Here is a 26239-nt window from a genome sequence, read left to right as displayed (position 1 = left end):
GAAAAAATCCATTTCGGTTCTAGATTTTTCACGATTTCGAGAACAGGAGGCATACGGTGAATAGCGAACGCGATCGTTCTCAAAATTTATTCGGTTCGGATAGTAACGAATTTTCGGAAAGTTTGTGGCAATACGTGCAAACCTTGAGTCCTGAAACGATCGCTCAACTTTCCAAACCCGAATCCACCGAAGTTTTTCAGGTGATGGAACGGAACATTATCGGTCTATTGGGCAACCTCCCCTCGGAACATTTCGGGGTAACGATCAGCACCAGCCGGGAACATCTCGGACGATTGTTAGCTTCGGCGATGATGAGCGGTTATTTCCTCCGTAACGCCGAACAGCGCCTGAATTTTGAAAAATCGCTTTACAGTCTCCAGAGTGGCCCCGCGGAAGAATAGTTCAGCCCTAGACGATCTCGATATCGTCGGTTTACGGCGATCGCTCCTCGACTGGTACGCCCGTTCCGGTCGAGATTTGCCGTGGAGAAGACAGACCGATCCTTACGCGATCTGGATCTCCGAGATCATGCTCCAGCAGACGCGGGTAACGACGGTTATTCCCTACTACGAGCGTTGGTTAACGAGGTTCCCGACGGTAGAAGATCTCGCGGCGGCGGATTTACAGGACGTTTTAAAGTTGTGGGAGGGATTGGGTTATTACGCCCGCGCTCGCAATCTTCACGCCGCCGCGGGGCAAATTGTCGGCGAATACGGGGGGATGTTCCCGCGGGATCTCGATCGGGTGATGGCGTTATCCGGCATCGGACGCACCACCGCGGGGGGGATTCTCAGCCTCGCGTTTAACGCCCCGATCTCGATTCTCGACGGGAACGTGAAACGGGTGTATTCCCGGTTGATCGCGCTGGAAGTCCCGCCCTCGAAGGCTTTACCGCGATTGTGGAACGTCAGCGATCGCTGTCTCGATCCCGATAACCCGCGCGATTTCAATCAGGCTTTAATGGATCTCGGCGCGACCGTCTGTACCCGACACGAGCCGAATTGTCTTCTCTGTCCGTGGCGCGAGTCCTGTAGAGCTTACAATAAAGGGACACAATCGGTGATTCCCATGCGAGAAGAATCTAATCCCCTTCCCCACAAACGGATCGGTGTCGCCGTTATCCGCGACGATCGAGGGTTAATCCTGATCGATCGTCGGCCCGCGAAAGGTTTACTCGGCGGTTTGTGGGAGTTTCCCGGCGGCAAGATCGAGGACGGAGAAACCGTCGAGGAATGTATCCGACGGGAAATTTTAGAAGAAATCGGCATCGAGATAGAGGTCAACGATCATCTAATCACGATCGATCACGCTTACACTCATTTTCGGGTTAATTTACAGGTCTATAACTGTCGCTATCTGAGCGGGGAAGCGAGGGCGATCGAGTGCGAGGAGATCCGCTGGGTGACGCTCGCGGAAATCGAGATCTATCCCTTCCCGAAAGCGAACCTCCAGATTATCGAGGCACTGAAAGCGAGAGCGGTGGGATCTCCTGGAGATCGGGTGTAAACGGTTCGCCCTGTTACAGATCCCCGGAAGATGGGAACCGACGGAACGAGCGTTTATTCTTATAGGTCAAGGCTTACCGCCGTCTAACCCATCCTACGAAACCCGATCGATTTTTCGGATCACCATAACTCCAAGAGAGCCGATCGGTGGAGCGGGCAAAATAGACTAGCCATACTTTCACGGCCCGCCACTCGACATCCTAAAAAAGACCGGTAAATCAGCCGTGAGATTTTGTCTTTCATCAAAGCGAGAAAGCTATAGCCTCACCTCATCGATGGAAAGTTACGATCGGGTCATCGCGCCGGAGAAATTAGGGGAAGTTCTTGACAAGGTAGGAAAGGGCAGGTATATTTTGAGGTTGTACAACTCCGCGAATACTAGATCACAGAATGGGCGAGTTAGATTTCCTTGGTCATCCCGTGTTGTAGTTTTTGAGGATTGGTAACGATCTCCTCGATCGAAACCCCAAAAAAATTTAACCAGCCCTCTAACTTTTTACCGATAGGGACTAACTGATTTTCTCGGGGATAGTCAATCTATACCAAGCGGAAAATATTTCTTTGGGTTACAAGATGCTATCCCTAGATAAAATGGGCATAGATACTTAAATTTCTGAAATAAAATTGTCAATATAGACCATTTAGCAAACCATTGGAATTGAATCATTATGGTAGTGAGGATCGGAGATCTCAGCGTAGAAATCGCGAAGATTCAAGAAAAAATAGTCGGGGATATCGGCGGAAAATGTCCCTTAGATAAAGCGTCTTTACTCGCTTGGTTAATCGCGCGATACAACCTCCGAACGACGGTGGAAATAGGAATCTACCGGGGAGCTTCCTTCTTGCCGCAACTTTTAGCTCACTCTCGATACACCGGGGGAACCGGTTACGGGATCGACCCCTACTCGAACGAGGAGGCGACGCAAAAAGATCTTCCCCCCGCGATTCAAGAAACCGTTACTGAATTTATCGATACCCTAGATTTTGAACAAATCTATCAAGATTTACTGGCGTTAATTAAAGAACAGGAATACGAGAGATATTCGACCGTTTTGAAGGAGACCTCAGAGCGGGCTATTTCCTATTTCGCGGAAAAAGAGATTTTCTTTGATTTTCTACACATCGATGGGAATCACGATACCGATCATGTATTACTCGACGTGGAGTTATATTTACCGAGAGTGAAAAAGAAAGGATTCATCGTTCTCGACGATATCGGTTGGTCGTCAGTCGAACCAGCTTACCGGTTAGTCGCCTCGAAATGCACTCTGCTTTTCAAACGAGTTGAAAAATTCAGTAGTTGGGCGGTTTTCTACAACGAAACCGATATCGAAGCGGAAAGCGAGCGGGAATTAAAAACGGAGATCGAGGGCGCTTACGAGGAAATCCTACAATTTCAAGAACTACTGTTAAAAGCTAGGGAACCGGTCGCCCCACGCCAACAAAATCTGTCCGAGAGCCAAGAACAACTGAAACAGACGCGCGAACAATTGTCCGAGACCCAAGGACAGCTGGAACAGACGCGCGAACAATTGTCCGAGAGCCAAGAACAACTGGAACAGACGCGCGAACAATTGTCCGAGAGCCAAGAACAACTGGAACAGACGCGAGAACAATTGTCCGAGAGCCAAGAACAACTGGAACAGACGCGAGAACAATTGTCCGAGAGCCAAGAACAACTGGAACAGACGCGAGAACAATTGAAACAGACGGTGGGACAGTTGAAGCAGGCGGTGGGACAATTGAAGCAGGCGGTGGGACAATTGAAACAGACACGGGGGCAGATGGAGCGGACGCGAGAGCGATTGTCCGAGAGCCAAGAACAATTGGAACAGATGCGGGGACAATTTTTTTCCGCCCAAGGACAACTGGAACAGACGCGAGAACAATTAGAACAAGCGCGAGGGGAGTCGCTCGCCCATCAAACCGCTTTAATCCAAGCGAGGGAACTTATCCGTGCTATGGAGAAGAGCAAGTTCTGGCAATTACGGGGACAATGGTTCCGTTTGCGTCAACTGTTGGGGCTAGACGATCATAAAGATGTCGGGATAAGCCTAGCGATCGTTAACAAATTGGAAAATCAATTCGCTCGAATGAGTTTCGAGATCGTCGATCGATTCGCCTCCTTATCTAATGAAAGAATTATTATTCTGGACGATATTTTCCCTCACCTTCTCTCCGCGTTTAGGATCGCCGAATACAATACTTATCTGGACAAGTATCCTAACGCGGTAGTCTATTCGACTGGCGATTCATTTAAATATTTAAACGATAGCCGAAGTTTTGGCGAAGTTTTGCAAGAATATCTTCAATATTATCCCCAATTTAAAAATAGAGTTGTTGAATATGATTCCGAGCGAGTTTTGAAAGCTAAATTGGTTTACTTGGTATTTTTAAATAACGCCTTTAGGTTTATCGATAGCATTGAAAAATATAATATTCCTTTTGTTTTTACCCTCTATCCAGGGGGAGGATTTATTCCCGATGAAGAAGAATCCGATCGCAAACTATTTCGAGTTTGTTCGTCTAAAAATTTTCAAAAAGTAATCGTTACGCAAAAATATATCGGTGATTATTTAATCGATAAAAAAATCTGTAAAGCCGAACAAGTAGAATTAATTTTCGGAGTGGTCACCTCGATCGAAAATATCCTGCCTGAAAATTTCGAGAAGAAATATTATAAAATCAACAAAGAAACTTTCGATATTTGTTTCGTAGCCCATAAATACATGATTAAAGGTTTAAATAAAGGTTATGATGTCTTTATAGAGACTGCAAAAAACTTGTATCGATTACACGGGGATAAATTCGTGTTTCATGTTGTAGGAAACTTCGATGAAACGGATATTGAGGTCGAAGAATTAAAAGAAAATATCCGATTTTATGGGACGAGAACAACGGATTGGTTCCCAGGATTTTACGCGGAAATGGATATTATCCTATCTCCCAATATCCCGCTACATTTTCTTTTACCCGAAGTCAAAAAAAGTTTTATCGATGGTTTTCCTACGGGATGTTGCGTGGAAGCGGGTTTTTGTGGAACCGTCGTTTTCTGTACCGATACAGTCCATCAAAATATCGCTTTTAAAAATGGAGAAGATATCGTGATTATCGATCGAGATGTAGATGAAATCTGTAAATCGATCACTCGGTACTATTATAATCCCTACGCTCTATACGAACTATCGAGAAACGGACAAAAAACATTTCAAAAAATTTTTAAGCTCGATAATCAAATGGAATCGCGGCTTAAAATAGTTTCTGAGGTTTTATCACAAGGATGAAGATGAAGTGGAACGCGATGGATGAGAGGGGATTAACCTTGGAGTAATCAAGCCAGGGAGTAATCCAGCCAAGACGGACAGTGATTTATTAAGCTTTAGCTAAAGGATCAAGTGAAATGCACGAGTTAGTTAAAGAGAACCAACTTTTTAGTGTTAAAAACAAAAAGATTGTTTATCTCGCTCAAAACAGCGTCGATACTTTCAATCATAACGATCTGTATTTTTCGGCGATGGCCGATGCCTGTGCCTCTCACGATATCACTCTCCACCCCGTCGATATCGGTTCCGATCGATGGCAAGAAGATCTATTAACTCAAGCGAGAGATGAACGGGTTTTGTTTTTTTTTGGATTAAATGGTTTCGGCAACGATCTATCGATCCATCGAGATAGACAGCCCCCGGTCTCACTTTTTGAATTTGCCGACAAGCCTTATTTAACCTCGTTTTCCGATCCCCCCTTTATCTCGGAAATGTGGGAGCATACTCGCTCGAACTTTCGAGGGAAAATTTATATTTATACCGATCATTCGTATTTGAATTTGGCCACACTGTTTCAAAGTCGAGATGAATTTCAAGATAACTATTTTTACTCGGGCTTTTGTCCACAAAGCTCTACGGATGATAAGCGAGATCGAAACCGGGAAAACCCGGCCGAAAAATCTATCGATATTTTATTCGCGGCAACGCTAGTAGATCCCGACATATACTATCAAAACTTTTTGAAACTTTGCCAAAAAGAATTAATTTTGGCTAAAGGAATTTTTGAAGATATCGTCGATTCATTTTTGTTAAATTTAAGAAGCGATTGTGTCGATTGGATCAGGCATGGATTTATCAAAAACGGCTTGCTTTTCGATCTTCAAATTGACTGGCATCGAATTTTAATCGAGTGTGTATCGGGGTATATAAAATTCAAGAGAAGACAGATCATTTTAGAGAATCTCAAAGAGGTTCCCCTAACGATTATGTCCCTTGATGTTCCCTACAAGCTACCGACTCATCCCGACACTAAAATTCTTCCTCCCGTTCCCTTTCAAGAATTTCAAAATATCTTGGCTAATACAAGAGTATGCCTGTGTCCGACCCCTCACTATCGAGGTTTTCACGAAAGAGTGATCAGCGCGATGTACGAGAATTGCCTCGTGCTAACCACCCCTAATCAAGTATTGGAAGAGGAGTTCATCCACAATCAAAGCATTCTTTTCTTTCAGGATTTAGACAAAGATCTCGTACATAAGATAGATTATTGCCAAAATAATCCCGAAAAAGTACGGCAAATTTGTTTAAATGCCCGATCGATCGCCCTGGAAAAATTTACCGCCCGTAAAGCTCTGGACAAATTTCTCACGATCTATCAAAATTATCGCTATCGACAGGAAGCGTTGCAAGGTTCTTATCTCTCGCTCAACAAATGGTACGGAGTGAAAGAGATAGGGTACGGCCCGGCGAAAACGAGCGGGTAACGGGGGTTCGCCGGCAAAGCGGGGCGTGACGGTCAAACCCGATCGCGTAGTTGTTGAAACGGTCATTAGAATCTACAGATGAATCAAGTAAATCGCTTAAATCTAGCGCGGGCCGGTCAGGATGTAACAATTTGGGGGGGAGCGAAAGTTCTCTTTCCCGAAGTGATTTCGATCGGCGATTCGGTGATTATAGATGATTTCGTTTTTATCATGGGGGGCAAGGCAACGACTCTGGGAAGTTTTATCCATATCGCCTCTTTCACGTCCATTACCGGGGGAGGAGAATTGATCATGGAAGATTTCACGACCCTTTCGAGCGGGATACGGGTATTTACCGGCAATGACGACTATCTCGGAGGTTCATTAACGGGTTCGGGGGTTCCCTATCCCTATCGTCTGCCCACGCGCTCTTTCGTTCACATCCGAAAACACTCGATCGTCGGGGCGAATTCCGTCATTTTACCCGGGGTCACTATCGGCGAGGGAGTGGCGATCGGGGCGAACTCTCTCGTCAAACACGATTGTGAGCCTTGGATGATTTACGCGGGATCGCCGGCCCGAATCCTCCGTCCGCGACCGAAAGAGAAGATCCTGGAACTAGAAACCCAACTGCGTCGAGAACTCTACGACCGCGACGGGAACTATATCCCGAAAGATTCTCGTCCTGTAGTTAGCTAGAGGACAACAATAGCTTTTTTTCCGTAAACTTTTAGCAGAAACGAGTGAGGTTTGAATAGAGTGAGAATAGAAGACTTAGCGATCTTCGGGGGTACGCCGGCTTTTACCGAGAAGCTTTACGTGGGTCGTCCCAATATAGGCAACCGCGAACGATTTTTAGAACTGGTTAACGATCTACTCGATCGACGATGGTTTTCTAATCAGGGCCCTTACGTTCAACAATTAGAAAGGGAGATAGCCGGAAAATTAGGGGTGAAGCACTGTATCGTCATGTGCAACGGTACGATCGCCCTAGAGATCGCGATTCGGGCGTTGGGATTAACGGGAGAGGTGATCGTTCCGTCTTTTACCTTTATCGCGACCGCTCACGCCCTACAATGGCAAAAGATCACCCCCGTTTTCTGCGATATCGATCCGGTGACCCATACCTTGAATCCCTGGCGGGTGGAGGCGATGATCACGCCGCGGACGACGGGAATTATCGGCGTGCATCTCTGGGGACAGCCCTGTCAGATAGAAACCCTCGATCGCATCGCCAAGCAACACGATCTGAAGTTGATGTTCGACGCGTCTCACGCTTTCGGCTGTTCTTACCGGGGCCGGTCGATCGGTAATTTCGGGGACATCGAGGTATTTAGCTTCCACGCTACTAAATTCGTGAACACCTTCGAGGGAGGAGCCGTTGTCACCAATAACGATGAATTGGCCGAAAAAATCCGACTCATGAAAAATTTCGGGTTTTCCGGGTATGACAACGTGGTATACATCGGCACGAACGGCAAGATGAGCGAGATATCTGCCGCGATGGGTCTCACGTCCCTGGAAAGTCTTGACCGGTTTATCGAGGTCAATAGAAACAACTATCGGGCTTACCGGCAAGAGTTAGCGGGCCTGTCGGGGATCTCCTTGTACACTTATGATGAAACCGAAGAATGTAACTATCAATATGTCGTTCTAGAAGTAGATGAGGACCGAACGAACATTAACCGGGATCGACTTCTCGAAGTTCTTCACGCCGAGAATATTATCGCCCGTCGTTATTTTTATCCGGGTTGCCATCGAATGGAACCCTATCGCTCTTACTTCCCTCACGCCGGTTTGTTATTACCGGAAACTGAAAAGATCACTAAAAAAGTGTTAGTTATGCCCACGGGAACCGCCGTAAACTCGCAAGATATTCATAAAATCTGTCAGATTTTAAAGGTATCGATCGAGCGAGGAATAGAGGTGGACAAGAGAATTCAAAGTGGTTCGCTCTCCGTTTCTCCAAAACCAGCCTAACCCTTAATCACTCTTATGCCACGAGTTAGCGTTATCATCCCTTCCTTCAACCACGAAAAGTATATCGGTGAAACCATCGAGAGCGTTTTACGACAAACCTATCAGGATTTTGAAATTGTAATCACCGATGATGGTTCCACCGATAATACAGTAGAAATTGTTAAAAGTTTCACCGATCCCCGGATCAAACTATTTTATTTCCCGCGGAATCGGGGAGCCTGCGTGGCGGCCAACCATTGTCTCGAACACGCGAGCGGTGAATATATAGCCATGTTAAGTTCCGATGACATTTTTATCGAGAGCAAACTGGAAAAACAGGTTAATTTTCTCGATAATCATCCGAACTATGGTGTGGTTTTTAGCTTCGCTCAAATTATCGATGAAGACGGTCGAGACTTTGTTGAAGACGAACATTTCTACACGAACATATTTATCCAGAACAATCGAAGTCGATGGGAATGGTTGAACTATTTCTTTTACCGGGGAAACTGTCTCTGCCATCCGAGCGCGTTGATCCGGAGAGAGTGCTACACGGCGGTCGGTCAGTACGATTCTCGTTTCGCTCAACTTCCCGACCTCGATTTTTGGATCAGGATCTGTAGTCAGTACGAGATTCATATTTTACCAGAAAACTTGCTGAAATTCCGCGTCCGTCAGGATCGAGCGAATGCCAGCGCTCGAAGACCCGATACCGGAGTTCGCACCGCCATAGAATTCAAACAGATTCTGGAGAACTTTTTAACGCCGGTAATTCAACGAGATTTTGCGAAAATTTTTTTCGATAGACTCGATAAGTTAAGCGACAACTTCCCGGGAATAATTTCCTTTTTTCTAGCTCAAATAGCCATACAAGCGGGATCTTTAGCCCATAAATCTTTTGCGGTAGATACTCTTTATAGACTGTTTCAGAAAGACCCGACTATCCGAAAGGTTATTCAAGAGCGGCTGGAATTTGATTTTATCGATTTAATTCAATTAATGGGTCAACAAGATATTTTTAATCTTGTCAATGTTGAGAATCTGGAAAAAGATCTTATTAAAACCCAGTTAGATTTTCGACAATGCTACGAAAAAGTAGAGAAAATCCCGGCTCTGGAAAACCAAATAATCGAGCTACAGAACCGAATTACTTATATAGAAAGTAGCCGGTTCTGGAAATTCCGAAACGCTTGGTTCGACTTCAAGAGGAAACTTCGTCTCATCGACGATACAGCGGATGACTATTCGTGAGGGCGGATAGCGAACCGACAATATTAGACCTCTCGCGGAATTCAATTTTTCTGGTGGGGATAGGGGGTGATTGGTGGTCGTCAGGAGGAATAATCGGGCATAAGATTTCTAAAATCCGACTCCAAGAGCGATCTGCCTTCTTACCGATTTTCAAGCTTTTAGATAGCGAAAAATGAAGGGTGCGAGAGGTCTATTCACGATCCGGAAAACGGGGCGACCGCGACGATCGCCTCCAGGTTACCGATCGACACGTCCGCGCCCTCGATCCTATCCCCGCGCCAACTAATACCGATCGCTCCCGCCGCGCCCGCCTTTCTCGCCATCTCCATATCCCCCACCGTATCCCCCACCATCAGGGTATTGGCGATCGAGATCCCTAGTTCCCGACAGGTCTCGATCGCTAACAGCGGATCGGGTTTACTCCGACCCCGATCGCTCCCGATCGCCACGGCAATACAATCGCCTAACCCGTTATCCTTGACAAATTCCTCCACTCGTGCCGTGGTGTCCGCGGAGAGGATCGCCAACCGGAAACCCGCGTCGGCCAGTTGCCGGATCACTTTCTGACAGTCGGGATAGAGGGGATTGAGTCGCGGGGGAACCGTTCGATCGACCTCTTCAAATCCCTCGCGGGCGATCGCCAGTGACGACCACCAATCCCGGCCGGTGGCGATAATATAGGCCGCGGTCGCGATCTCGTTATCCCGACGGCTTCCCACGGCCATCAATCCCATCGGATCGAGATCCCCGTCGCGCAGTCCGTAGGCTAACCGGAGGGATTTTTCAAGGCCGGGGATACGGGATTCGATCGATTTGACCCGTTCGATCGCCACTTCTCGCCAGTATTCCCGCGAATCCTCCAGGGTTCCGTCTTTATCGAAGATAATCCCCTGAATATTTGTATATTCCCGTTCACCACAGCGAATTATATACAAAATTACCTCTTTTTATCGTTAAATCCAGAAAATCGAAGGTTCTAGAATGACCGCTCCCGGCTAACGTATCAACCTTGACGAACTCTACCATAACTGTTATCGAGGTAAATCTTAGGGGAACCTGGACTTAGTACATAAGATCTCGTTAAGTGTTATGATAAAGATAGCCAATTCATGGCTAGTTTACGATAGAATAGTCGATTAAACTAGAAAAGTACGGGCGAGACTGAAAAATTGTATCGATCGAGCCATGAATTTTATAGACGAATCGAGGAAGCTATGCTCGAACAACTTATTCTATACTTTATCCAGAAAACAAAAGGATTCATAACCAAAACCCAGCTAGTTAAATTTATTTATCTAGCGGATCTCTACTCGGTGAAGTGGACGGGAAAACAAATCACTGATTTAGAATGGTATTATTACCATTACGGGCCGTGGCAAGAAGAGATAGATGCCGCTCTCGATAGAATGGAAGGTCAAGAGATCGTTCGGGAACCGCATGGAAATGCAACGTCAATCCAATTCAATCCCGATTTCGATCAAACCGTTAATGTAGATTTACCGCTCGGACTCAAACTAATGCTCGATAATATTCAAAGAGAATGGGCGGGTTTAAGTCAAGATAAACGCGATGGGTTGTTAGAATACGTCTATAATACGGCTCCGATACTCGAAGTAAAAGATAGTTATCGCCGTGACGAAAAAGTCCGGCTCGATCTTCATAAAGAAAGAGAGAAATTGATCGAGGAATTACAGGGATAAATGACCGAACAAAAACCACAAAAACCCCGGCAAGGTTGGATTTACAGGATCGATCCCTACCAAGTAACTTTAACTTGTAAAGCGGGGCACGTACATTTCTACGATCTGGACGCGCCGGGAGAAGTAAGCTGTAAAACCTATTCCTGTACGTTAACCATCAATTCTAGTCGGGTACTTAGGGGAATTCATCCTTACATTATCTGGACAAGCGATCGATTTTTGGAAAATTCCGATTATATAGCAACCTTTGTAGTTATTCCGCTAACCTCTAAAGAAACCTATAAAGGTTTACCGACCACTTACCCGATTAATCCTACTTTTCAAAATGGTTTGAGCGAAAAGTCTTACGCTTTAATCAATCAAATTACGACAGTAGAAGCGAATTGTTTTAAAGATTCGAGTGGAAAATGGTCGGCGAGGATAGGACAATTAAATAAAGATGATCGAGCGGCGATCGACGAGCGATTACGCTATCTTTTAAATATTAATAATAATCCCGATGAGGATTGGTATATCCGAAACAATTCTCCCGAACTGGTAGAAAAATTATTTAACTTTCTGCCCCGACAGCAACAACAGGAAACGATCGAGCGATTAATCGACTCTCTAGAGTGAATCACCCGATCTCCTGGAGATCTGCCAACTCAAGAAAATCACCGGGATTAACCCCACCAACACGATCGCCAGCGCGGGAGCGGCGGCCTCTACCAATCGTTCATCGCTGGCGTACTGATACACCCTCACCGCGAGCGTGTCGAAGTTAAACGGACGTAATACCAGCGTCGCGGGTAATTCCTTCATCACGTCCACGAAAACGAGCATAATCGCCGTTAATAGCCCGGACGACATCAGGGGAATATGTACTTTCGTCAGGGTGGCGATCGAACCGTAACCGAGACTTCGCGACGCGTCATCGAGAGAGGGTTTTATCTTGCCTAAACTCGATTCCACCGTTCCGAAAGCTACCGCTAGAAAACGGACGATATAGGCAAAAACGAGCGCGAAGATCGTCCCGCTTAATAGTAACGGGATTTCTAACCCGAATAGCGCTTTTATCCAACCCGCGAGCAGATTATCCAACCGGCCGATCGGGAGTAAAATTCCCACGGCGATCACGATACCGGGGATCGCGTACCCCATCGCGGCGATCCGTACCGCTCCTTGTAACCACTGACTCGGATTGAGACGTTCCCCGTAGGCGAGAATTAAAGCGAGGATCAGGGCGATCGAGGCACTTAGCACCGCTAGAAATAAGCTATTCGTCGATAAACTGACAAAATCGTTATTAAAACTCTCTCTGGCTTGATAGAGAGCGAGATAGAGTAAATACAGCGCCGGGGCGATAAAACCGAGGAAGATCGGCAGGGAACAAGCGAGAATCGCCGCTATCGATCGAACCCATCCTAGATCGTATTTCGTCGCCGATCGATGGCGGTTCGTCATCTCGTAATAGCGGGACTGACGACGGGAGAAACGTTCCAAAAGTACCAAGATTAGGATAAATCCCATTAAAACCGTCGATAACTGCGCCGCGACCGTTCGATCGCCCATGCCGAACCAGGTATTATAAATTCCCGTGGTGAACGCGTTAATGCCGAAATACTGTACCGTTCCGAAATCGTTGAGGGTTTCCATCAGCGCGAGGGCTAATCCCGCGACGATCGCCGGCCGCGCTAACGGTAACGCGACGGTGAAAAAACTCCGCCACGGGTTACAACCGAGCGATCGACTCGCTTCCACCGTACAGACCGATTGTTCCAGAAAACCCACCCGCGCGAGCAGGTACACGTAGGGATAGAGGACGAGAATTAACATGACGATCCCCCCCCACAGCGATCGCACGTTCGGGAACCAATAGTCCCCGACACTCTCCCAGCCGAAAACCATCCGGAGGAACGATTGCACCGGCCCGAAATAGTCCAGCATACTGGTGTATGTATAGGCTAGTAAATAAGCGGGAGCGGCGAGAGGGAGCAATAACGCCCATTCAAACCAGCGATCGCCGGGAAATCGGCACATCGTCACCAGCCAAGCGGCTCCCACCCCGATAATGAGAACCCCGGTTCCCACCCCGCACATCAACCAGAACGAGGTGATCAGGTAATCGGCCAGAACCGTCTCGAACAGGTGTCGCCATACCTGTCCGGTGTTGGTGAATACACTACTGGCGACGGCGAGAATCGGTACGGAAACGAGAAAGGCGATGGCGAACGCGAGAATCGTCCAGCCCGATCGCCCGAAAACGCTCGTTTTGTCTCTTAAATTCGCTTGTAAAGATTCGATCATCGATTATCGGGGTTTAGCTATCGGGGCGCGGGTGAGTCCCTAGAACTAGGATAACCGAACGGATCGATCGATAATCGCTCATTCTGGCAGGGTCAGACTGTTGAGATCGGGTAGAGTCATAATCCGAACCGAAGCGGGATCGACCTTGAGAAAGTGATGGACGAGGAGAAAACCCACGATCGTCCAGGTTTGGTTAATTCGCGCCTGTTGCCCGATCCATACCCCCGTGGGCCCGTCGAAATATTCCGCCCATTTCTGTTGGGGTAAACGCTGGAGTAGTAACTCGTAAGATTCTTGGAGTAGAGGGTTCACCACGGCCGAACCGTCCTCGGTAAAATGTCCCCGACGTTCCTCGTAGCGCAGGACGGCGAGAACGAAAAACCAGAGCAGACAGGGCCAGTGACCCGCGTTGTGATAGCACCAGGGGAGATTTTTGCGATCGAACCCGGTCGTGATCCGCCAATCTTTTGATTCTAAAGGAGGGTGACAGATCCGCAGGGGCATTTGAGCGAACAGTGCCTCGCGATTGCGGAAAAACAGGTGAAAGAGCGATCGCTGTTGCGCGGGACTGATAATGTCGAAAATCGCCCCCAAACAATTCCCGAGGGTAAAAAAGCGAAAATCTGGTCTTCCGGTGCGAATATTGCCGATTAGATAGCCGCCGCGGTCTCCTAGCCAATCCTGAAGCCAATGGGGGATCGTTTCCGCTTGAATATTATGCTCGTTGGTGATCGACTCGCCGTACTGTTCGGTCGGACGGCGGCGCAAAATTTGAATCGTCTGATTATTCACCCAGTAATGCGTTAATAGATAACGCCGTAATCGTTTCGCCCAGGCGACCGCGTAGCGGAATTGATGGATTCGCGACTCGGTAAAGGCATCGTCCGGGGTGTTCGATCGCTCTTGTAAATCGATCTGGAGTAGGAACGCCGAGCTAAGTAGAGTGCCGTAGAGTAAAACCTGAATTTCTAGCGGATTTCCCCACACGTCCATCGGTCGATCGATCATAAAAGCCCCGTCCGGCACGTACAGCGTCGGCGAGTCGCGAAACCCCGGATGGAGGATTAATTCGAGAACTTTGTGTAAACCGCTCTGTACTTCCGGCCGTGTCGCCCAAGCTCGATCGCCGGTATACCGGACATAAATACAGGCGAGAATCGGCCACCATAGCGTCGCGTCCACCGAACAAACCCGACCGATCGCCCGCTGTCCGTAATCCGCCACCAATCGCCCCTCTTTCTCCACGAAACTCGTCGGGAAAATGCCCCGCGTTTGAAATTCCGCGCTCTGGAGTTTTAAACAAATATCGAGAAAATTCCGGACGATTTCCGATTTACCATCTAGCAAAAGATAGATCATCACCGGGATATTGTCGCGGATAAAAATCTCGTTGTAATTTAAATCGCCTTCCGCGACGCTCGATCGTTTCGGAATAGCCGCCACCGCGCCGGCGAATTCGCCGTTCACCCGCGCGAGAGCCTGCTCGTACAGGAGAGATCTAGCCAGTTCTACAAGGTCATCGGCATCGGAGACGCGCGATCGTTTGGGAGAAGAAATTCTCGTTACCATACTCAAGATCGGTGAAAAGGGAAAGGAATGGCATCACTTCGCCGGCCCGTTGTTTCCGGCATTTTCCCTTTGTCCCCCCGGAGCGGGAAAAGGTTTCCAGACAATCTTATAACTTTTATATCGCGCTTTCGGAGGATTCGATCGAATCGGGCAACTATCTATAGAAATATATTCGATCTCTTAGCGAGTTCAAAAATTCATAATTTCCCGATAAGAGACCTCGAAGCGCGATTCATTTTTTACCCTCTAAAAGCTATAAAATTAGGCGTATCAATAGATAAATCTCCTTTTTCAGCTTAATAATAAATCATTAGGTGATTTATTATTCCTCCTGCCTTCTGCCTTCTGCCTTCTGCCTTCTCTGACTAGAATGGGTAAGAGTCGAATTCGATCGAGGAAATGAGCTTAGAAATTGTCGTGATCGGTGGAGGGGCGGCGGGATTTTTCGGGGCGATCGCGACCGCGGAAACCAACCCGCGAAACCGCGTTACCCTTCTAGAAGCCGGAAAAGAACCTCTCGCTAAAGTCCGCATATCTGGAGGAGGTCGCTGTAATGTCACCCATCACTGTTTTGACGTGGCGAGTCTGGTGACGTATTACCCGCGCGGAGGGAAAGCGTTACGGGGCGCTTTTACCCGTTTTCAGCCGAAAGACACGATCGAATGGTTCAAGTCGCGGGGGGTGAAACTGAAAACGGAAGCGGACGGACGGATGTTTCCCGTCACCGACAATTCCGAAACGATCGTCAACTGTCTTGACGAAGCCGCCTCTAGTGCGGGAGTTCACCTAATGGTTAATTCTCCCGTCGCGTCGGTGGGTAGAGAGGGGGATAAATTTCTCGTGGAGTTGAAACGGGGTCATCGGATCGGGGCCGATCGAATCCTCATCGCCACCGGCAGTAGTCCCCTCGGTTATCGGGTGGCGCGGGAATTGGGACACTCGATCGAATCTCCCGTCCCCTCTCTCTTCACCTTCCAAATTAAAGATCCGCGCTTAAAAGATCTCTTAGGAATCAGTGTCGAAAACGTGCGGGTTCGTTTAGCGGGAACGAAATTAGAACAAACCGGCCCGTTATTGATCACCCATTGGGGAATGAGCGGGCCCGCGATTCTCAAACTCTCCGCGTGGGGCGCGCGGGTTTTGCACGACAATCGTTATCAAATGTCTTTACTGGTAAACTGGCTGGCGGACGCGAACCCGGAATCGTCGCGGGAAATGCTCTTAAAAACCAAAACCGACTATCCGAAACGGAAAATTAACGCCTATTGTCCGTTCGATTTACCCAAACGTCTCTGGCAGAGTTTCGTTAGTTATGTAGGGGTGAAAGAAGAGACCCCGTGGGCGGAATTGTCGAAAAATACGCTAAATCGGTTAATCGCGGAACTCCATCAGGGAGAGTACAAAATTCAGGGAAAGGGCGTTTTTAAGGAGGAATTCGTCACCTGCGGGGGCGTGAATTTAAAAGAGGTGGATTTCAAGACGATGGAAAGTAAAATATGTCCGGGATTGTATTTCGCGGGCGAGGTGTTGGATATCGACGGGGTAACGGGAGGGTTTAACTTTCAAAGTGCCTGGACGACGGGTTATCTCGCGGGTCGATCGATGGCTATCTAATCCATCCGAATCCATCCGAATTCATCCGAATTTATCGTAGGGGCGCGAGTCTCGCGCCCCTATAGGCCATTACACGTTATTACAAATTACCGCGACATTTTCCACGCCTGATAGCGGCCTAACGCCAGTAACGGGAAATACTGCTGGTAGAAGTGATATTTCAGGTAGAAATGGCAGGGAAACCCGGTTCCGGTGAAATAATCTTCATTCCAACTTCCATCCTCGCGTTGGGTGGAAACTAGGTAATTCACCCCGCGATCGATCGATTCCGTCGCGTATTTCCCGGTTGCCGAACCCGCCGCGAGTAACCCGATTAACGCCCAAGCCGTCTGGGAAGCCGTACTATCGCCCTGTCCTTTAAAGACGGGATTATTGTAACTAAAACAGGTTTCCCCCCAGCCGCCATCGGCATTCTGCACATTTACCAACCAATCCGCTCCTTTTTGAATCTGGCGTTGGTATTTTTCCGGCGCGAGGGTGGCTAACGCGGACAACACCCCGCTGGTTCCGTAAATATAATTCACCCCCCAACGTCCGAACCAACTGCCGTCGGCTTCCTGTTCTTTTTCCAGATAATCCAACGCCCGGCGAACGCGGCTGTCTTCCATCGTCACCTCGCAGGTTCCCAGCATTTCCAGAACCCGCGCCGTAACATCGGAAGTGTTGGGGTCGATCATCGCCTTCAGATCGGCGTAAGGGAGCGAATTTAACCAATTCTGGTCATTATCGATATCGAACGCGCCCCAGCCGCCCGCTTTGCACTGCATCGTCGCCATCCAGTTCGTCGCCCGGATCATCGCGCCTTTTTTCAGATTCTCCTCGGGCAGTTTTACCAGTTGTAGCGCCATGACGACAACCGCGGAATCGTCGAGATCCGGATACCAACGGTTATCGAACTCGAACGCCCAGCCGCCGGGGGTTCCTTTTTTGTTTTTTATCGCCCAATCCCCGTAGTCGAGGATCTGTTTCTCGATCAACCAGCGCGCGCTTCGGACGATGGCGGGATGCTCCGGACTCGTTCCCGATTCCACCAGCGCCCGGATTACCCACGCGGTATCCCACACGGGGGAAACGCAGGGTTGAACGCAGTAGGTTTCCTCGGTTTCGATGGCGAAATTATCGACGGCTTTCAGTCCCCGATCGACGATCGGATCGTACACGCTATAATCGAGAGCTTTCAGGGCTAACAGGGAATTCAGCATCGCGGGAATGATACCGCCCCAATCCCCGGTGTCTTCCTGCCGCTCGATCGTCCAACGTTCGGCCGCGTCGAGACTTTTTTGACGAAAAGGCACGAGATTGTTATTTTCCGCCCATTTAAACACTTTATCTAACCAAACGAAAACATCCGCCCAATTGTTACTTTTTGGTAAATTGTACTTGACATTTTCGATGCCTTCTGTATATAGCTCGTCGAGGTTGAAACCCATCGGGTACACGGGTTTTTTGTCGAAAACGATGAGCAGGGGAACGGTGCTACCCCGCGCCCAACTGGACATTTCGTAGATGGTAAAGGGGAAATCGTTCGGTAGGAGCATGATCCACGGCGGGATCGACGGGACACCGCGCCAATCGTAACAACCGATAAGAGCGAGGTGCATTTTCGTGAAAATGCGGCTTTTACTAATTCCCCCGCGCGCTAGGATGAATTCTCTCGCTTTCACGAGCGCGGGATCGCTCGCGGGAACCCCGAGCAAGCGTAAACCCATGTATCCCTCAACGGTCGTGCTGAGGTCGCCACCGTCCCCGAAAAAGAGTTCCCACGCGCCGTTTTCCCGTTGTTGCCGGCGAAGGTAGGTTTCGGCTTTGGGGAGAGGACGCGTCGCGTCGGTTTGCCAGATTTTATGGAGTAGAATGGCTTCCGCGGTGATGGTGACGTTCGATTCGAGTTCCGTCCACCAGTAACCGTCGGGGTATTGTTTCGAGAGTAAATAGTCCCGCGAGCGATCGATCGCCCCGGTAACATTTTCGACGATTCCTTTGATTTTGTCGTGAATCTGCATCGGTTTTCCGTTCCACTCTACCGAGAGTGAGTTCTATCGCGGTAATTTACACTAATATAGCGGTCGGCTGTCCGCGTCGGGTTATCTGGACGGATTTCGCCCGTGGATAGATTCCTTAAAATATAGGGTTCGGTTAGCCTCGATCGACGTTTCGGGAAAGTCCGCCCGGTGTCGGGGTTTCCCTCGATCGAGAGAGCGCAAGAGATAGATTTATTAAGTTTTGTTACGAAATCTGGAATTTTTGCAGAAGAGTGAGCGGTTTATCCGAATAAGGCTTGTAGATTATCGGACATCGAGAGAGAGTGTTTTCTGAATTTTCCGGGCGCGCTTTTCCGAGAGGATGAACGCTCGCGATACTTCGGAAAATGTCGATCGATCGAAGGTTCGATCGATTTCCAGATAGCTTCCGCGAGGAGAGTGATGGTATGGCTGTGAACTATAGACAATATCAAACCCTAGGTTTTCTTTCTCTAGGAGCGGCGATCGGCTTATTGCTGATACTTTTTCCCCTGAGACCGTTTGTAATTATTCCCGCGGGAGAGCGAGGGGTAGTGATGAAACTAGGCAAAGTTCAAAACGATGTATTGGGAGAGGGATTTCATTTTATTTTTCCTTTGTCCACGCGGGTTAAAAAAATGAGTGTCCGAATCGAGGAAACCGCCATAGAAGAAACCGTGGGAACCAAGGACTTACAGACTTTAAACTCGAAAGTTTCGGTAACTTGGCATCTGTTACCCGACAAGGTGAATAAACTCTATCAAGAGATCGGCGACAACCAGCAGATCGCTAGTATTATTCTCACCCCCGTAATTAGAGAGAGCGTGAAAGCCAGCACTCCCACGCGAACCGCCGAAGAAATTCTCAAGCAAAGAGAGAATTTGAAACTGGAGATCGAGGAAAAAATCAAAGGGAAGCTCGATAAATACGGTATTGTTGTGAATGAGGTGGCCTTGACGAATTTATCATTTTCCGATGAATTTAAAGCCTCGATCGAGCGGAAACAGATAGCGGAACAGGATCGAGAAACGGCGAAAAGAGAAGCGGAAGCGGAAATTATTCGGGCTAAAGGAAAAGCGGAAGCCCAGAAACTTCTCAAACAATCTCTGAACGCGCAGATTTTACAAAAACAAGCGATCGAAAAATGGGACGGCCGGTTTCCCACGGTGATGGGGGGCAATGGATCGATCCCTCTCATCAATATCGATCCCTCGCAAGTAACCCCACCACAAAAATAATCGATTTTTCGATCGGGTAAACGCGTCTACTTTCGAGACAACGGTACTGAAAGCCATTATCTTTCAGGATGTATCTACTCAATTTCACGGAGAATCTACCAGAGGAAGGTTAGGAAAATGGAAATAATTATCGGAATTGCCGTCGTTCTTTTTTTCTTTAGCGTGTTCGGGTTAAATGGTTTCGGCATTTGCGACGAGTGGAACCGCAAGACACTCTTCACGATGGGACGTTTTAGCAAGGTTATCAATCCGGGGCTATATTTCTTTATTCCCATCATTCAAAGAGTTCAGCATACCATCGATATCCGGATCAATACCTATACGGTTCCCTTACAACGGGGCTTAACCCGAGATAACGTCCCCGTGGAAGTAGACGCGATTATTTTCTATCAGGTGAACAATGTCAAATCTGCGATTCTCAAGGTAGATAATTATCACGAAGCGACACGATTAGCAGTACGTTCCTCGATCCGGGATATGGTGGGGAAATCTACCCTCGATGAACTTCTATCCGAACGAGATAAAATCGGCGATATTATTCTACAACACATCGCGGAATTCGTTTCCCAGTGGGGGGTTCTCGTCGTCGGGGTGGAAATTAAAGATGTCATTGTCGCCAAAGAATTGGAAGACGCGATCGCGAGAGAAGCGGCCGCGGATAGAGAGAAACGCGCGAGAATTAAATTAGCGGAAGCCGAGGGACTGGCCTTCGACGCGATCTGTGAAGCCGCGAATAAATACCATCAGAATCCTACGGCTTTACAATTGCGATCGATGAATATGCTCTACGAGATGTGTATGGAAGGAAAATCGACGATGATCTTCGTGCCGACGGCCAATTCCGGAACGGGAATGCCCGGTCTTATCGGCATTGAAAGTATTCGAGATATGCTGGAACAAAACAAGGAGTAATGTAGTATAACGCTTTTTTATCACTATGGGATCGCTATCGAACGGGCGAGAGGTTCGATTCCCCTCGTGGTAAGGGTTTGAATGTCGATTTCCTAACAGTTTCTCTCGCTCGGAACTTAGAGGGGATTGACTCCCGTGAATTCCTTACCCGATAACGGTTTCTGACTTTGTTTCTCACAGGAACCTACCCGATACCGATAGAAGAGCGATAATTGGAGGAAAGAATTTTTGAGAATTGACACGGGAGATGACGATAGAACCCGATACGATTTTGCTCGATCACTATCAGATCCGCGAGGAACTTATCCATAAAGCCGGAAGACGGACATTTCGCGCGCGGGATCTTCAGAGTCAACAACCGGTCATTCTCAAGATTCTGGAATTCAATCAATTCTTTCAGTGGGAAGATCTGAAACTTTTTGGAAGAGAGGTACAAACCCTACAGAACCTCGATCATCTAACGTCGCGATAACCGAAAAACGCCGAACGCGGGGGATATTGAAAATCGATCGGGCGTTCCGTTACCTTTCATCTTTTCCCACACTTTAAACCCGTGACTATAGTACAACCAACACTATCAACCGCCTTCAGCTTGCTAAAATTATACTGATTTGCAACGCACTACACTTTGTTAGTGTATCCTACAAAATAGCCTTATTGAATAAGTATTATGAGCTTGTTCTAAAACATAAAATTAGCCTGAAAAGTCCACGAGATGTTACTTGTCGGGAAAAGTGCGCGGAATCTATCGAGCGCTCTCCCTCCGGCTCCCCCGGTGAGTTTAAACTTTTTTATAGGATCGGCCCGCGGGGTTCGGACACACTTTACACTAGGTAACTCGGTACTCGCATCGCACGGTATAGACTATGGCTTACTATTGGTTCAAAGCGTTTCACCTGATCGGGGTGGTGGTTTGGTTCGCGGGGTTGTTTTACCTCGTCCGGCTGTTCGTCTATCACGCGGAGGCCGCGGAACAACCCGAACCCGCACGGAGCATTCTTAAGGCGCAGTACGAGATCATGGAAAAGCGCCTTTACAATATCATTACCACGCCGGGCATGGTGGTGACGGTGGCGATGGCGATCGGACTGATCTCCACCGAACCGGAAGTTTTAAAATCCGGTTGGTTGCATATCAAATTATCCTTCGTCGCCCTGCTGTTGATCTATCACTTCTACTGCGGGCGGATCATGAAACAGTTGGAAAAAAACGAGTGCAAATGGACGGGTCAACAGTTTAGGGCGTTAAATGAAGCCCCGACGCTGTTATTGGTCGTTATCGTCTTATTAGCGATCTTCAAGAGTCAATTACCCCTCGATCTAACCACCTGGCTGATCGTCGCCCTCGTGATCTTCATGGTCGCCGCCATCCAACTCTACGCCAAAAAACGCCGCAAGGATCGGGAAAAACTGCTACAAGTCACGGAAAAGAAAGAATTGACGGTGTAGGCAAGCAGGAGGTGAGGGAGGTGAAAGGGTAAAGGTAACAGAATTAAGAAAGCTCTTTTCCCTTTGCCCCTTCCCCTTTTGCCCGAAAAATTCTTCCATCTCCCCCATCTTCCCACCCCTACCGGGTGATCTGCTGAACGAGGGCTATCACGTCGCTACGGCTGAGCTTTTCTTTGCCTAGGGCGAGGACGTTGAGGGTTCCGTGGGCGAGGGCTAGGGGAATTTTGCAGAAATCGAGGGCGGGGCCTTTGGGGAGGGATTCGGTGTAGAGGTCGGCTAACTGGAGATTGCGACGGGCGTAGTCGTGGATGTCTCTAACCGTCCAGCCGTCCGGGAAGAAACTCACCCCGCGCCGGAGGTCTTCGTTATGGTTGCGGGCAATATTCACCGCCTGGAGACCGCGACCGAAACCGATCGCGTAACTTCTATTGGTTTGTGTTCCGTCGTACCAGCCCCAGAGATCGGAGAGGAGTAAACCCACCGCGCCGGCGACGCTGAAGGTATATCGATCGAGTTCGGTTTCGGTGCGAATTTCCCAGTTATTTTCCGCCCAGTAGGCCATGCGATCGGCCATCGCGGCGGTCGCGTCCCATACGCGCGGGGCGATCGAGGAGGGGGCTAACATCGCCCACTCGCCCACTCTCAGGGTAACTTCCGGTAGGAGATCTTGATGGGTTAAGCCCTGGCAAAAGTCTTCGATGGTCGAGTGTTCGGTTCCCGATTGCAAATTCAGGCTCATTTGTCGTAAAAGCTTGGCCTTGGTGAAACTATCGAGTTCCGGATGGTCTTCCACTTCGTCGATCGCCCGCATACAGAGATAGGCGGAGGCTACCGCGTCCAGGAGTCGATCGGGCAAACGGCTGATCGGGATATAAAACGTCCGACTCGTTTCTTGGAGAATCGTCAAGGCACTATCGCGGAAATTCATTCGGTTCACTCCTCACACCAACTTAGGCAACAACGAACGGCTCGATCTATACAGATATGTTTAGACTATCGCGATGTTCCTAAGACAAAGTTGCTGTCTATTGTAGTACGGTTATCCAAATTTTCAAGAGGATTCACACGAAAAATCCGTTTTTAGGAGATTCCCCGCGCGTCACGCCAAAACCTCGAAAGAACTGACTTCCAATACCGGCCCGATCATCGCGGCCGTCATCACATCCTCGCGAACTTGTCCGGTAACTCTGACTTTCAGGTTCGGTATGGCTAAATCCTTCGGGGGTTTCAGTAACTCGTAGGTCTGGCCGCTATCGCTGACGATCGCCCAGGCTCCCATCCCTATCTCGATCCGTCGCACTTGACCCGTCACGCTAATACTCATGGACGCGCTCACCGATAATACTTTGATTCCCTCACGATACCATAGAGAGATATAAATCGACCTCTACCACTTATGGGAATTGTCGAATTTCGCCCCTCTATCGCTCGGGGGACGGGGGTGCGCTCGCTCCCGAACCGAGATCGAGTGCCTGGAAATCGCCGATTTCTAGCGATCCTCGCGGGATTCGTTCTCTTTTCGGCCGGATCAAAAACTGGCCGATGGTATCGGGGGAATCAGAAAGCGATCGCCACTTCCGCGACCAGCGCTAACAGGGAAGCGATCGTCGCCAGGATCAGAACTTCTCGATCGGGGTGTCTCATACGACTGAGTATATATAACTACTTTTTATTCTAATCGAACCTAACCTAGATATTTATAGATGTTTTCGGCACCGGGTATAGATCGATCGTTATGTTTGGAATGCCTTACAATCGAGGGTAAAGAGGTAGCCCCGCGTTGAGAAAGCACATTAATGTCATCCAGTCAAGTATTCGAGCAATCGATCCAGATTAACGCCAGCGCGACGATGGTGGAACGCTGTTTTACGGATCTAGAACTAATGCACCGCTGGCTGAATCCCGCCCTGCAATGCGAACCGATCGGCGAGTGGAAGACCGATATCGGCGGGAGAAGTCGTTTCGTGATTAAAATTCCCGTGATCCGACCCACTTTGAAGAGTACGGTGATCGAGCGGGAACCGGGGTTAATCGTCTGGCAGTTCGACGGCTTTTTCCGCGGTCGCGATCGCTGGGAGTGCCAACCGAACGATCGAGGAACCTGTTTACTAAACCGTTTCGAGTTCGAGATCCCCAACCCGATCGTCGGCTGGGGTTTCCAACAATTCGCCGCTCGCTGGACGAAAGACGACATGAAAGCGCAATTACGGCGGCTCAAGCGCGTTGCCGAGGAAATTTATCAGCTTTCAGGGAAAACATAAAGAAGGCAGGAGGCAGACCGGGGGGTGGATTCGCGAAACATAACCCACCTAGAAGCGATAAGAGGACTCGGCAATTTTCTAGACCGCCGCTCTCATCCCGCGCTGACCGCCACGCGTCCGTACCGCGTGGCTCTCTCGTCTATTCACGCTAAAACGTGATTGTAAAGCTCTAGACCGCCAAAAATGAAGGGTTACGGGAGTTCGCTCGAATCCCGAGGGGAAACGTCGATCGGATGGAAAAAGCGGACGGAAAGCCGATGTTGATGGCTTTTTACCCGCGCTCAGTCTTCCAGGGGGCGGAGAGTGGCGGCGAATATCCAGTGGCCGTCTTGTTTTTCGGCGACGATAAAATGTTCGGACTCGATTTCCCGATTGTCCTTGGTAACGGCTTTCAGTTGTAGGGGATGGTTAAGAACGGTAGAGATCCCCGTGGTGCTAAAGCGAGCGAAACCTAAGTGATGCGCGTCCTGAAAATAAACGGGCAGAATCACCGTCAGCGCCTGACCGACGATTTCCACGTAACTCCAGCCGAAAATCGCTTCAAAAGCGTGATTTACGTGGATAATGATGCCGCGATCGTCGGTAACGATCGCCGGTAACTCGTTCTGTTGTTTCAGTTCTTCAACTGTCGGCATAATTTTAGAGATCGGTAAGAAGGGGAAACGATCGATCGCGCTCGCGATCGTCAAGTTAGACGTTAACGCGAACACGATCGAGGATAGCGGACGGCGATAACGGGATATATCGAAGTCTAGCGTCGCTCTTAGCCGAAATCCGGGTAGAAATTAGGAAACCCGTCTCTGTTATTGTTCCAGTCTATAACGCCGAACCCTAGAGCGTCCAGACGGTTCGCTCTGTCCTCGCCCAAACCTACCCGCTCGATCGGGCGTTCCATCGTTCACGAGGATTAGCTCGATCCACGTTTTGGTAGTGCTAAACACGTAATGATAAATCCAAAGAGGAATTATAGTGATAGATAAAATACCAGATCGCCCCGATGTGATTCTCTAAGGATTTGGAAAAAGACAAAGTTTTTCGGACTAAACGAGACACCCTCTGCCGAAGGGTATTATTGAAGCGCTCGATGTAACTGGTTTTGCCCGTCTCCTTTCCCACCTCTTTATGCCGTTTACTCGGTAATACCGCCCCGTAGGCCGCCCAGAAATCCGTGTAGGCAACGGCACATTGTCGGTAGACAGGGGGTAAGGATTTCCACAATTCCCGGGCGGCTCCCTCGTCTCTCGCCCCGATATAGACCCCGACAATTTCTCGGGTCTTCGCGTCAATCGCCAGCCAAACCCATTGTTTATTGCCTTTATTGTCCACGAACGACCATAATTCATCACATTGAATCGTTAGCTTGCCTTTTTTTGGGGGGATACCTGTATAACCCGAGGAACCGCCGCGTATTTCCGATTCGCGTAATCTTGGAGCCATTGCTCGGACACCCGAACCGCGCGAGCTATTCCGGCGAGAGAGATACGTTCAAGCAGCAAACGGTCGATAAGCTCCCTTGTTGCCGCATCTATCATCTTTTTATCTGGATTTGACCCGATTTGCCGTCCACAATCGTGACACTTAAATCTTTGTTTCCCCGTGTGGATGTGTCCGTTCTTGACGGTTCGGGAGGACGAACAAGCGGGGCAATTAGGCATGGCGGAAAGAGACGTGGGTTTCGGCGACTATTCTATCATCATTACTTCTTGAGGGCTACCAGAACGGGATCGTGAGCGTGAACGCGTATGGATTAATAGAAAGGATGACGTTCCC

23 protein-coding genes are annotated in these 26239 nt (G+C 48.7%); 15 read left to right on the top strand and 8 right to left on the bottom strand.

The features are described 5' to 3' along the window. Positions 1-56: 56 nt before the first annotated feature. The 7 genes from V0288_RS20590 (at position 57) to V0288_RS20560 (ending at position 9441) form a co-directional block, all read left to right on the top strand. Positions 57-401, top strand: coding sequence for a DUF760 domain-containing protein (locus V0288_RS20590; protein WP_332867052.1), 345 nt, complete (start codon positions 57-59; stop codon positions 399-401). Next, entirely contained in the window at positions 382-1506 is a 1125-nt protein-coding gene (gene mutY / locus V0288_RS20585; RefSeq protein ID WP_332867051.1) for an A/G-specific adenine glycosylase, read from the top strand. The genes V0288_RS20590 and mutY overlap by 20 nt, the downstream gene beginning before the upstream one ends. Before the next feature lie 667 nt (positions 1507-2173). Continuing rightward, positions 2174-4789 (top strand): class I SAM-dependent methyltransferase, encoded by a 2616-nt coding sequence (locus V0288_RS20580; RefSeq protein ID WP_332867050.1) that lies wholly within the window; start codon positions 2174-2176, stop codon positions 4787-4789. Between the two features lie 116 nt (positions 4790-4905). Beyond that, positions 4906-6252 (top strand): glycosyltransferase, encoded by a 1347-nt coding sequence (locus V0288_RS20575; RefSeq protein ID WP_332867049.1) that lies wholly within the window; start codon positions 4906-4908, stop codon positions 6250-6252. A gap of 78 nt (positions 6253-6330) precedes the next feature. After that, positions 6331-6930, top strand: coding sequence for an acyltransferase (locus V0288_RS20570; RefSeq protein WP_332867048.1), 600 nt, complete (start codon positions 6331-6333; stop codon positions 6928-6930). 60 nt (positions 6931-6990) lie between these two features. Then, on the top strand, positions 6991-8211 hold the full coding sequence (locus V0288_RS20565) for a DegT/DnrJ/EryC1/StrS family aminotransferase (protein WP_332867047.1): 1221 nt from the start codon (positions 6991-6993) through the stop codon (positions 8209-8211). A gap of 15 nt (positions 8212-8226) precedes the next feature. Next, positions 8227-9441 (top strand): glycosyltransferase family 2 protein, encoded by a 1215-nt coding sequence (locus V0288_RS20560; RefSeq protein WP_332867046.1) that lies wholly within the window; start codon positions 8227-8229, stop codon positions 9439-9441. A gap of 194 nt (positions 9442-9635) precedes the next feature. Here the strand turns inward: V0288_RS20560 and V0288_RS20555 are convergent, their stop codons facing one another. Next, the gene (locus V0288_RS20555; protein WP_332867045.1) at positions 9636-10376 is read right to left on the bottom strand and encodes an HAD family hydrolase; all 741 of its coding nucleotides are present in this window, start codon (positions 10374-10376) and stop codon (positions 9636-9638) included. Between the two features lie 279 nt (positions 10377-10655). Between V0288_RS20555 and V0288_RS20550 the strand changes: the two genes are divergently transcribed. Further along, positions 10656-11141, top strand: coding sequence for a type II toxin-antitoxin system antitoxin SocA domain-containing protein (locus tag V0288_RS20550; RefSeq protein ID WP_332867044.1), 486 nt, complete (start codon positions 10656-10658; stop codon positions 11139-11141). Continuing rightward, positions 11142-11756: a type II toxin-antitoxin system PemK/MazF family toxin gene (locus tag V0288_RS20545; protein WP_332867043.1), complete on the top strand. Its 615-nt coding sequence runs from the start codon at positions 11142-11144 to the stop codon at positions 11754-11756. It abuts the gene before it with no gap. Here V0288_RS20545 and V0288_RS20540 read toward each other — a convergent pair. Together V0288_RS20540 and V0288_RS20535 are read right to left on the bottom strand one after the other, a co-directional pair. Then, positions 11748-13427, bottom strand: coding sequence for an ABC transporter permease (locus V0288_RS20540; RefSeq protein ID WP_332867042.1), 1680 nt, complete (start codon positions 13425-13427; stop codon positions 11748-11750). The two genes, V0288_RS20545 and V0288_RS20540, sit on opposite strands and share 9 nt — an antisense overlap. Before the next feature lie 78 nt (positions 13428-13505). Then, positions 13506-14996 carry a glycoside hydrolase 100 family protein gene (locus V0288_RS20535; RefSeq protein ID WP_332867041.1) on the bottom strand — a complete coding sequence of 497 codons (1491 nt, stop codon included), beginning with the start codon at positions 14994-14996 and terminating at the stop codon, positions 13506-13508. A gap of 399 nt (positions 14997-15395) precedes the next feature. Between V0288_RS20535 and V0288_RS20530 the strand changes: the two genes are divergently transcribed. Further along, entirely contained in the window at positions 15396-16610 is a 1215-nt protein-coding gene (locus V0288_RS20530; protein WP_332867040.1) for a BaiN/RdsA family NAD(P)/FAD-dependent oxidoreductase, read from the top strand. Positions 16611-16696: 86 nt separating this feature from the next. Here V0288_RS20530 and shc read toward each other — a convergent pair whose 3' ends face one another. Beyond that, on the bottom strand, positions 16697-18613 hold the full coding sequence (shc, locus tag V0288_RS20525; protein WP_332867039.1) for a squalene--hopene cyclase: 1917 nt from the start codon (positions 18611-18613) through the stop codon (positions 16697-16699). A gap of 425 nt (positions 18614-19038) precedes the next feature. Between shc and V0288_RS20520 the strand changes: the two genes are divergently transcribed. The 4 genes from V0288_RS20520 (at position 19039) to hemJ (ending at position 22208) form a co-directional block, all read left to right on the top strand. Further along, positions 19039-19848: a prohibitin family protein gene (locus V0288_RS20520; protein ID WP_332867038.1), complete on the top strand. Its 810-nt coding sequence runs from the start codon at positions 19039-19041 to the stop codon at positions 19846-19848. A gap of 117 nt (positions 19849-19965) precedes the next feature. Then, a complete protein-coding gene (locus tag V0288_RS20515; protein ID WP_332867037.1) occupies positions 19966-20760 on the top strand; it encodes an SPFH domain-containing protein in 795 nt (264 codons plus the stop codon). A 247-nt stretch (positions 20761-21007) separates the two neighbouring features. Further along, a complete protein-coding gene (locus V0288_RS20510) occupies positions 21008-21232 on the top strand; it encodes a hypothetical protein (RefSeq protein ID WP_332867036.1) in 225 nt (74 codons plus the stop codon). Between the two features lie 394 nt (positions 21233-21626). Further along, complete coding sequence (hemJ, locus tag V0288_RS20505) at positions 21627-22208, top strand: protoporphyrinogen oxidase HemJ (RefSeq protein ID WP_332867035.1); 582 nt, start codon at positions 21627-21629, stop codon at positions 22206-22208. Between the two features lie 118 nt (positions 22209-22326). Here hemJ and V0288_RS20500 read toward each other — a convergent pair whose 3' ends face one another. Together V0288_RS20500 and V0288_RS20495 are read right to left on the bottom strand one after the other, a co-directional pair. Further along, complete coding sequence (locus V0288_RS20500) at positions 22327-23136, bottom strand: phytoene/squalene synthase family protein (protein ID WP_332867034.1); 810 nt, start codon at positions 23134-23136, stop codon at positions 22327-22329. 171 nt (positions 23137-23307) lie between these two features. After that, positions 23308-23532 carry a hypothetical protein gene (locus V0288_RS20495; protein ID WP_332867033.1) on the bottom strand — a complete coding sequence of 75 codons (225 nt, stop codon included), beginning with the start codon at positions 23530-23532 and terminating at the stop codon, positions 23308-23310. Positions 23533-24004: 472 nt separating this feature from the next. Here V0288_RS20495 and V0288_RS20490 point away from each other — a divergent pair, with 472 nt between their 5' ends. Beyond that, positions 24005-24469, top strand: a complete 465-nt coding sequence (locus tag V0288_RS20490; protein ID WP_332867032.1) for an SRPBCC family protein — start codon at positions 24005-24007, stop codon at positions 24467-24469. A gap of 281 nt (positions 24470-24750) precedes the next feature. Here V0288_RS20490 and V0288_RS20485 read toward each other — a convergent pair whose 3' ends face one another. Together V0288_RS20485 and V0288_RS20480 are read right to left on the bottom strand one after the other, a co-directional pair. Continuing rightward, positions 24751-25104, bottom strand: coding sequence for a PAS domain S-box protein (locus V0288_RS20485; RefSeq protein ID WP_332867031.1), 354 nt, complete (start codon positions 25102-25104; stop codon positions 24751-24753). A 298-nt stretch (positions 25105-25402) separates the two neighbouring features. Then, a protein-coding gene (locus tag V0288_RS20480; RefSeq protein ID WP_332867030.1) for an IS1 family transposase occupies positions 25403-26124 on the bottom strand; the annotation gives its coding sequence in 2 pieces (ribosomal slippage) (positions 25403-25845 and positions 25845-26124; 723 coding nt in all). Between the last annotated feature and the right edge of the window lie 115 nt (positions 26125-26239).

This window comes from Pannus brasiliensis CCIBt3594, from assembly GCF_036688125.1.
GTDB lineage: Bacteria > Cyanobacteriota > Cyanobacteriia > Cyanobacteriales > Microcystaceae > Pannus > Pannus brasiliensis.
The sequence above is the reverse complement of the archived record's forward strand: the minus strand, read 5'-3'. Positions and strand labels throughout refer to the sequence as shown.

Bases quoted from the DNA above. Each gene is read 5' to 3' on its own strand.
- V0288_RS20580 (WP_332867050.1), top strand. From the start codon at position 2,174: ATGGTAGTGAGGATCGGAGATCTCAGCGTAGAAATCGCGAAGATTCAA.
- V0288_RS20575 (WP_332867049.1), top strand. From the start codon at position 4,906: ATGCACGAGTTAGTTAAAGAGAACCAACTTTTTAGTGTTAAAAACAAA.
- V0288_RS20570 (WP_332867048.1), top strand. From the start codon at position 6,331: ATGAATCAAGTAAATCGCTTAAATCTAGCGCGGGCCGGTCAGGATGTA.
- V0288_RS20560 (WP_332867046.1), top strand. From the start codon at position 8,227: ATGCCACGAGTTAGCGTTATCATCCCTTCCTTCAACCACGAAAAGTAT.
- V0288_RS20550 (WP_332867044.1), top strand. From the start codon at position 10,656: ATGCTCGAACAACTTATTCTATACTTTATCCAGAAAACAAAAGGATTC.
- V0288_RS20545 (WP_332867043.1), top strand. From the start codon at position 11,142: ATGACCGAACAAAAACCACAAAAACCCCGGCAAGGTTGGATTTACAGG.
- V0288_RS20540 (WP_332867042.1), bottom strand. From the start codon at position 13,427: ATGATCGAATCTTTACAAGCGAATTTAAGAGACAAAACGAGCGTTTTC.
- V0288_RS20535 (WP_332867041.1), bottom strand. From the start codon at position 14,996: ATGGTAACGAGAATTTCTTCTCCCAAACGATCGCGCGTCTCCGATGCC.
- V0288_RS20530 (WP_332867040.1), top strand. From the start codon at position 15,396: ATGAGCTTAGAAATTGTCGTGATCGGTGGAGGGGCGGCGGGATTTTTC.
- shc (WP_332867039.1), bottom strand. From the start codon at position 18,613: ATGCAGATTCACGACAAAATCAAAGGAATCGTCGAAAATGTTACCGGG.
- V0288_RS20520 (WP_332867038.1), top strand. From the start codon at position 19,039: ATGGCTGTGAACTATAGACAATATCAAACCCTAGGTTTTCTTTCTCTA.
- V0288_RS20515 (WP_332867037.1), top strand. From the start codon at position 19,966: ATGGAAATAATTATCGGAATTGCCGTCGTTCTTTTTTTCTTTAGCGTG.
- V0288_RS20510 (WP_332867036.1), top strand. From the start codon at position 21,008: ATGACGATAGAACCCGATACGATTTTGCTCGATCACTATCAGATCCGC.
- hemJ (WP_332867035.1), top strand. From the start codon at position 21,627: ATGGCTTACTATTGGTTCAAAGCGTTTCACCTGATCGGGGTGGTGGTT.
- V0288_RS20500 (WP_332867034.1), bottom strand. From the start codon at position 23,136: ATGAATTTCCGCGATAGTGCCTTGACGATTCTCCAAGAAACGAGTCGG.
- V0288_RS20495 (WP_332867033.1), bottom strand. From the start codon at position 23,532: ATGAGTATTAGCGTGACGGGTCAAGTGCGACGGATCGAGATAGGGATG.
- V0288_RS20490 (WP_332867032.1), top strand. From the start codon at position 24,005: ATGTCATCCAGTCAAGTATTCGAGCAATCGATCCAGATTAACGCCAGC.
- V0288_RS20485 (WP_332867031.1), bottom strand. From the start codon at position 25,104: ATGCCGACAGTTGAAGAACTGAAACAACAGAACGAGTTACCGGCGATC.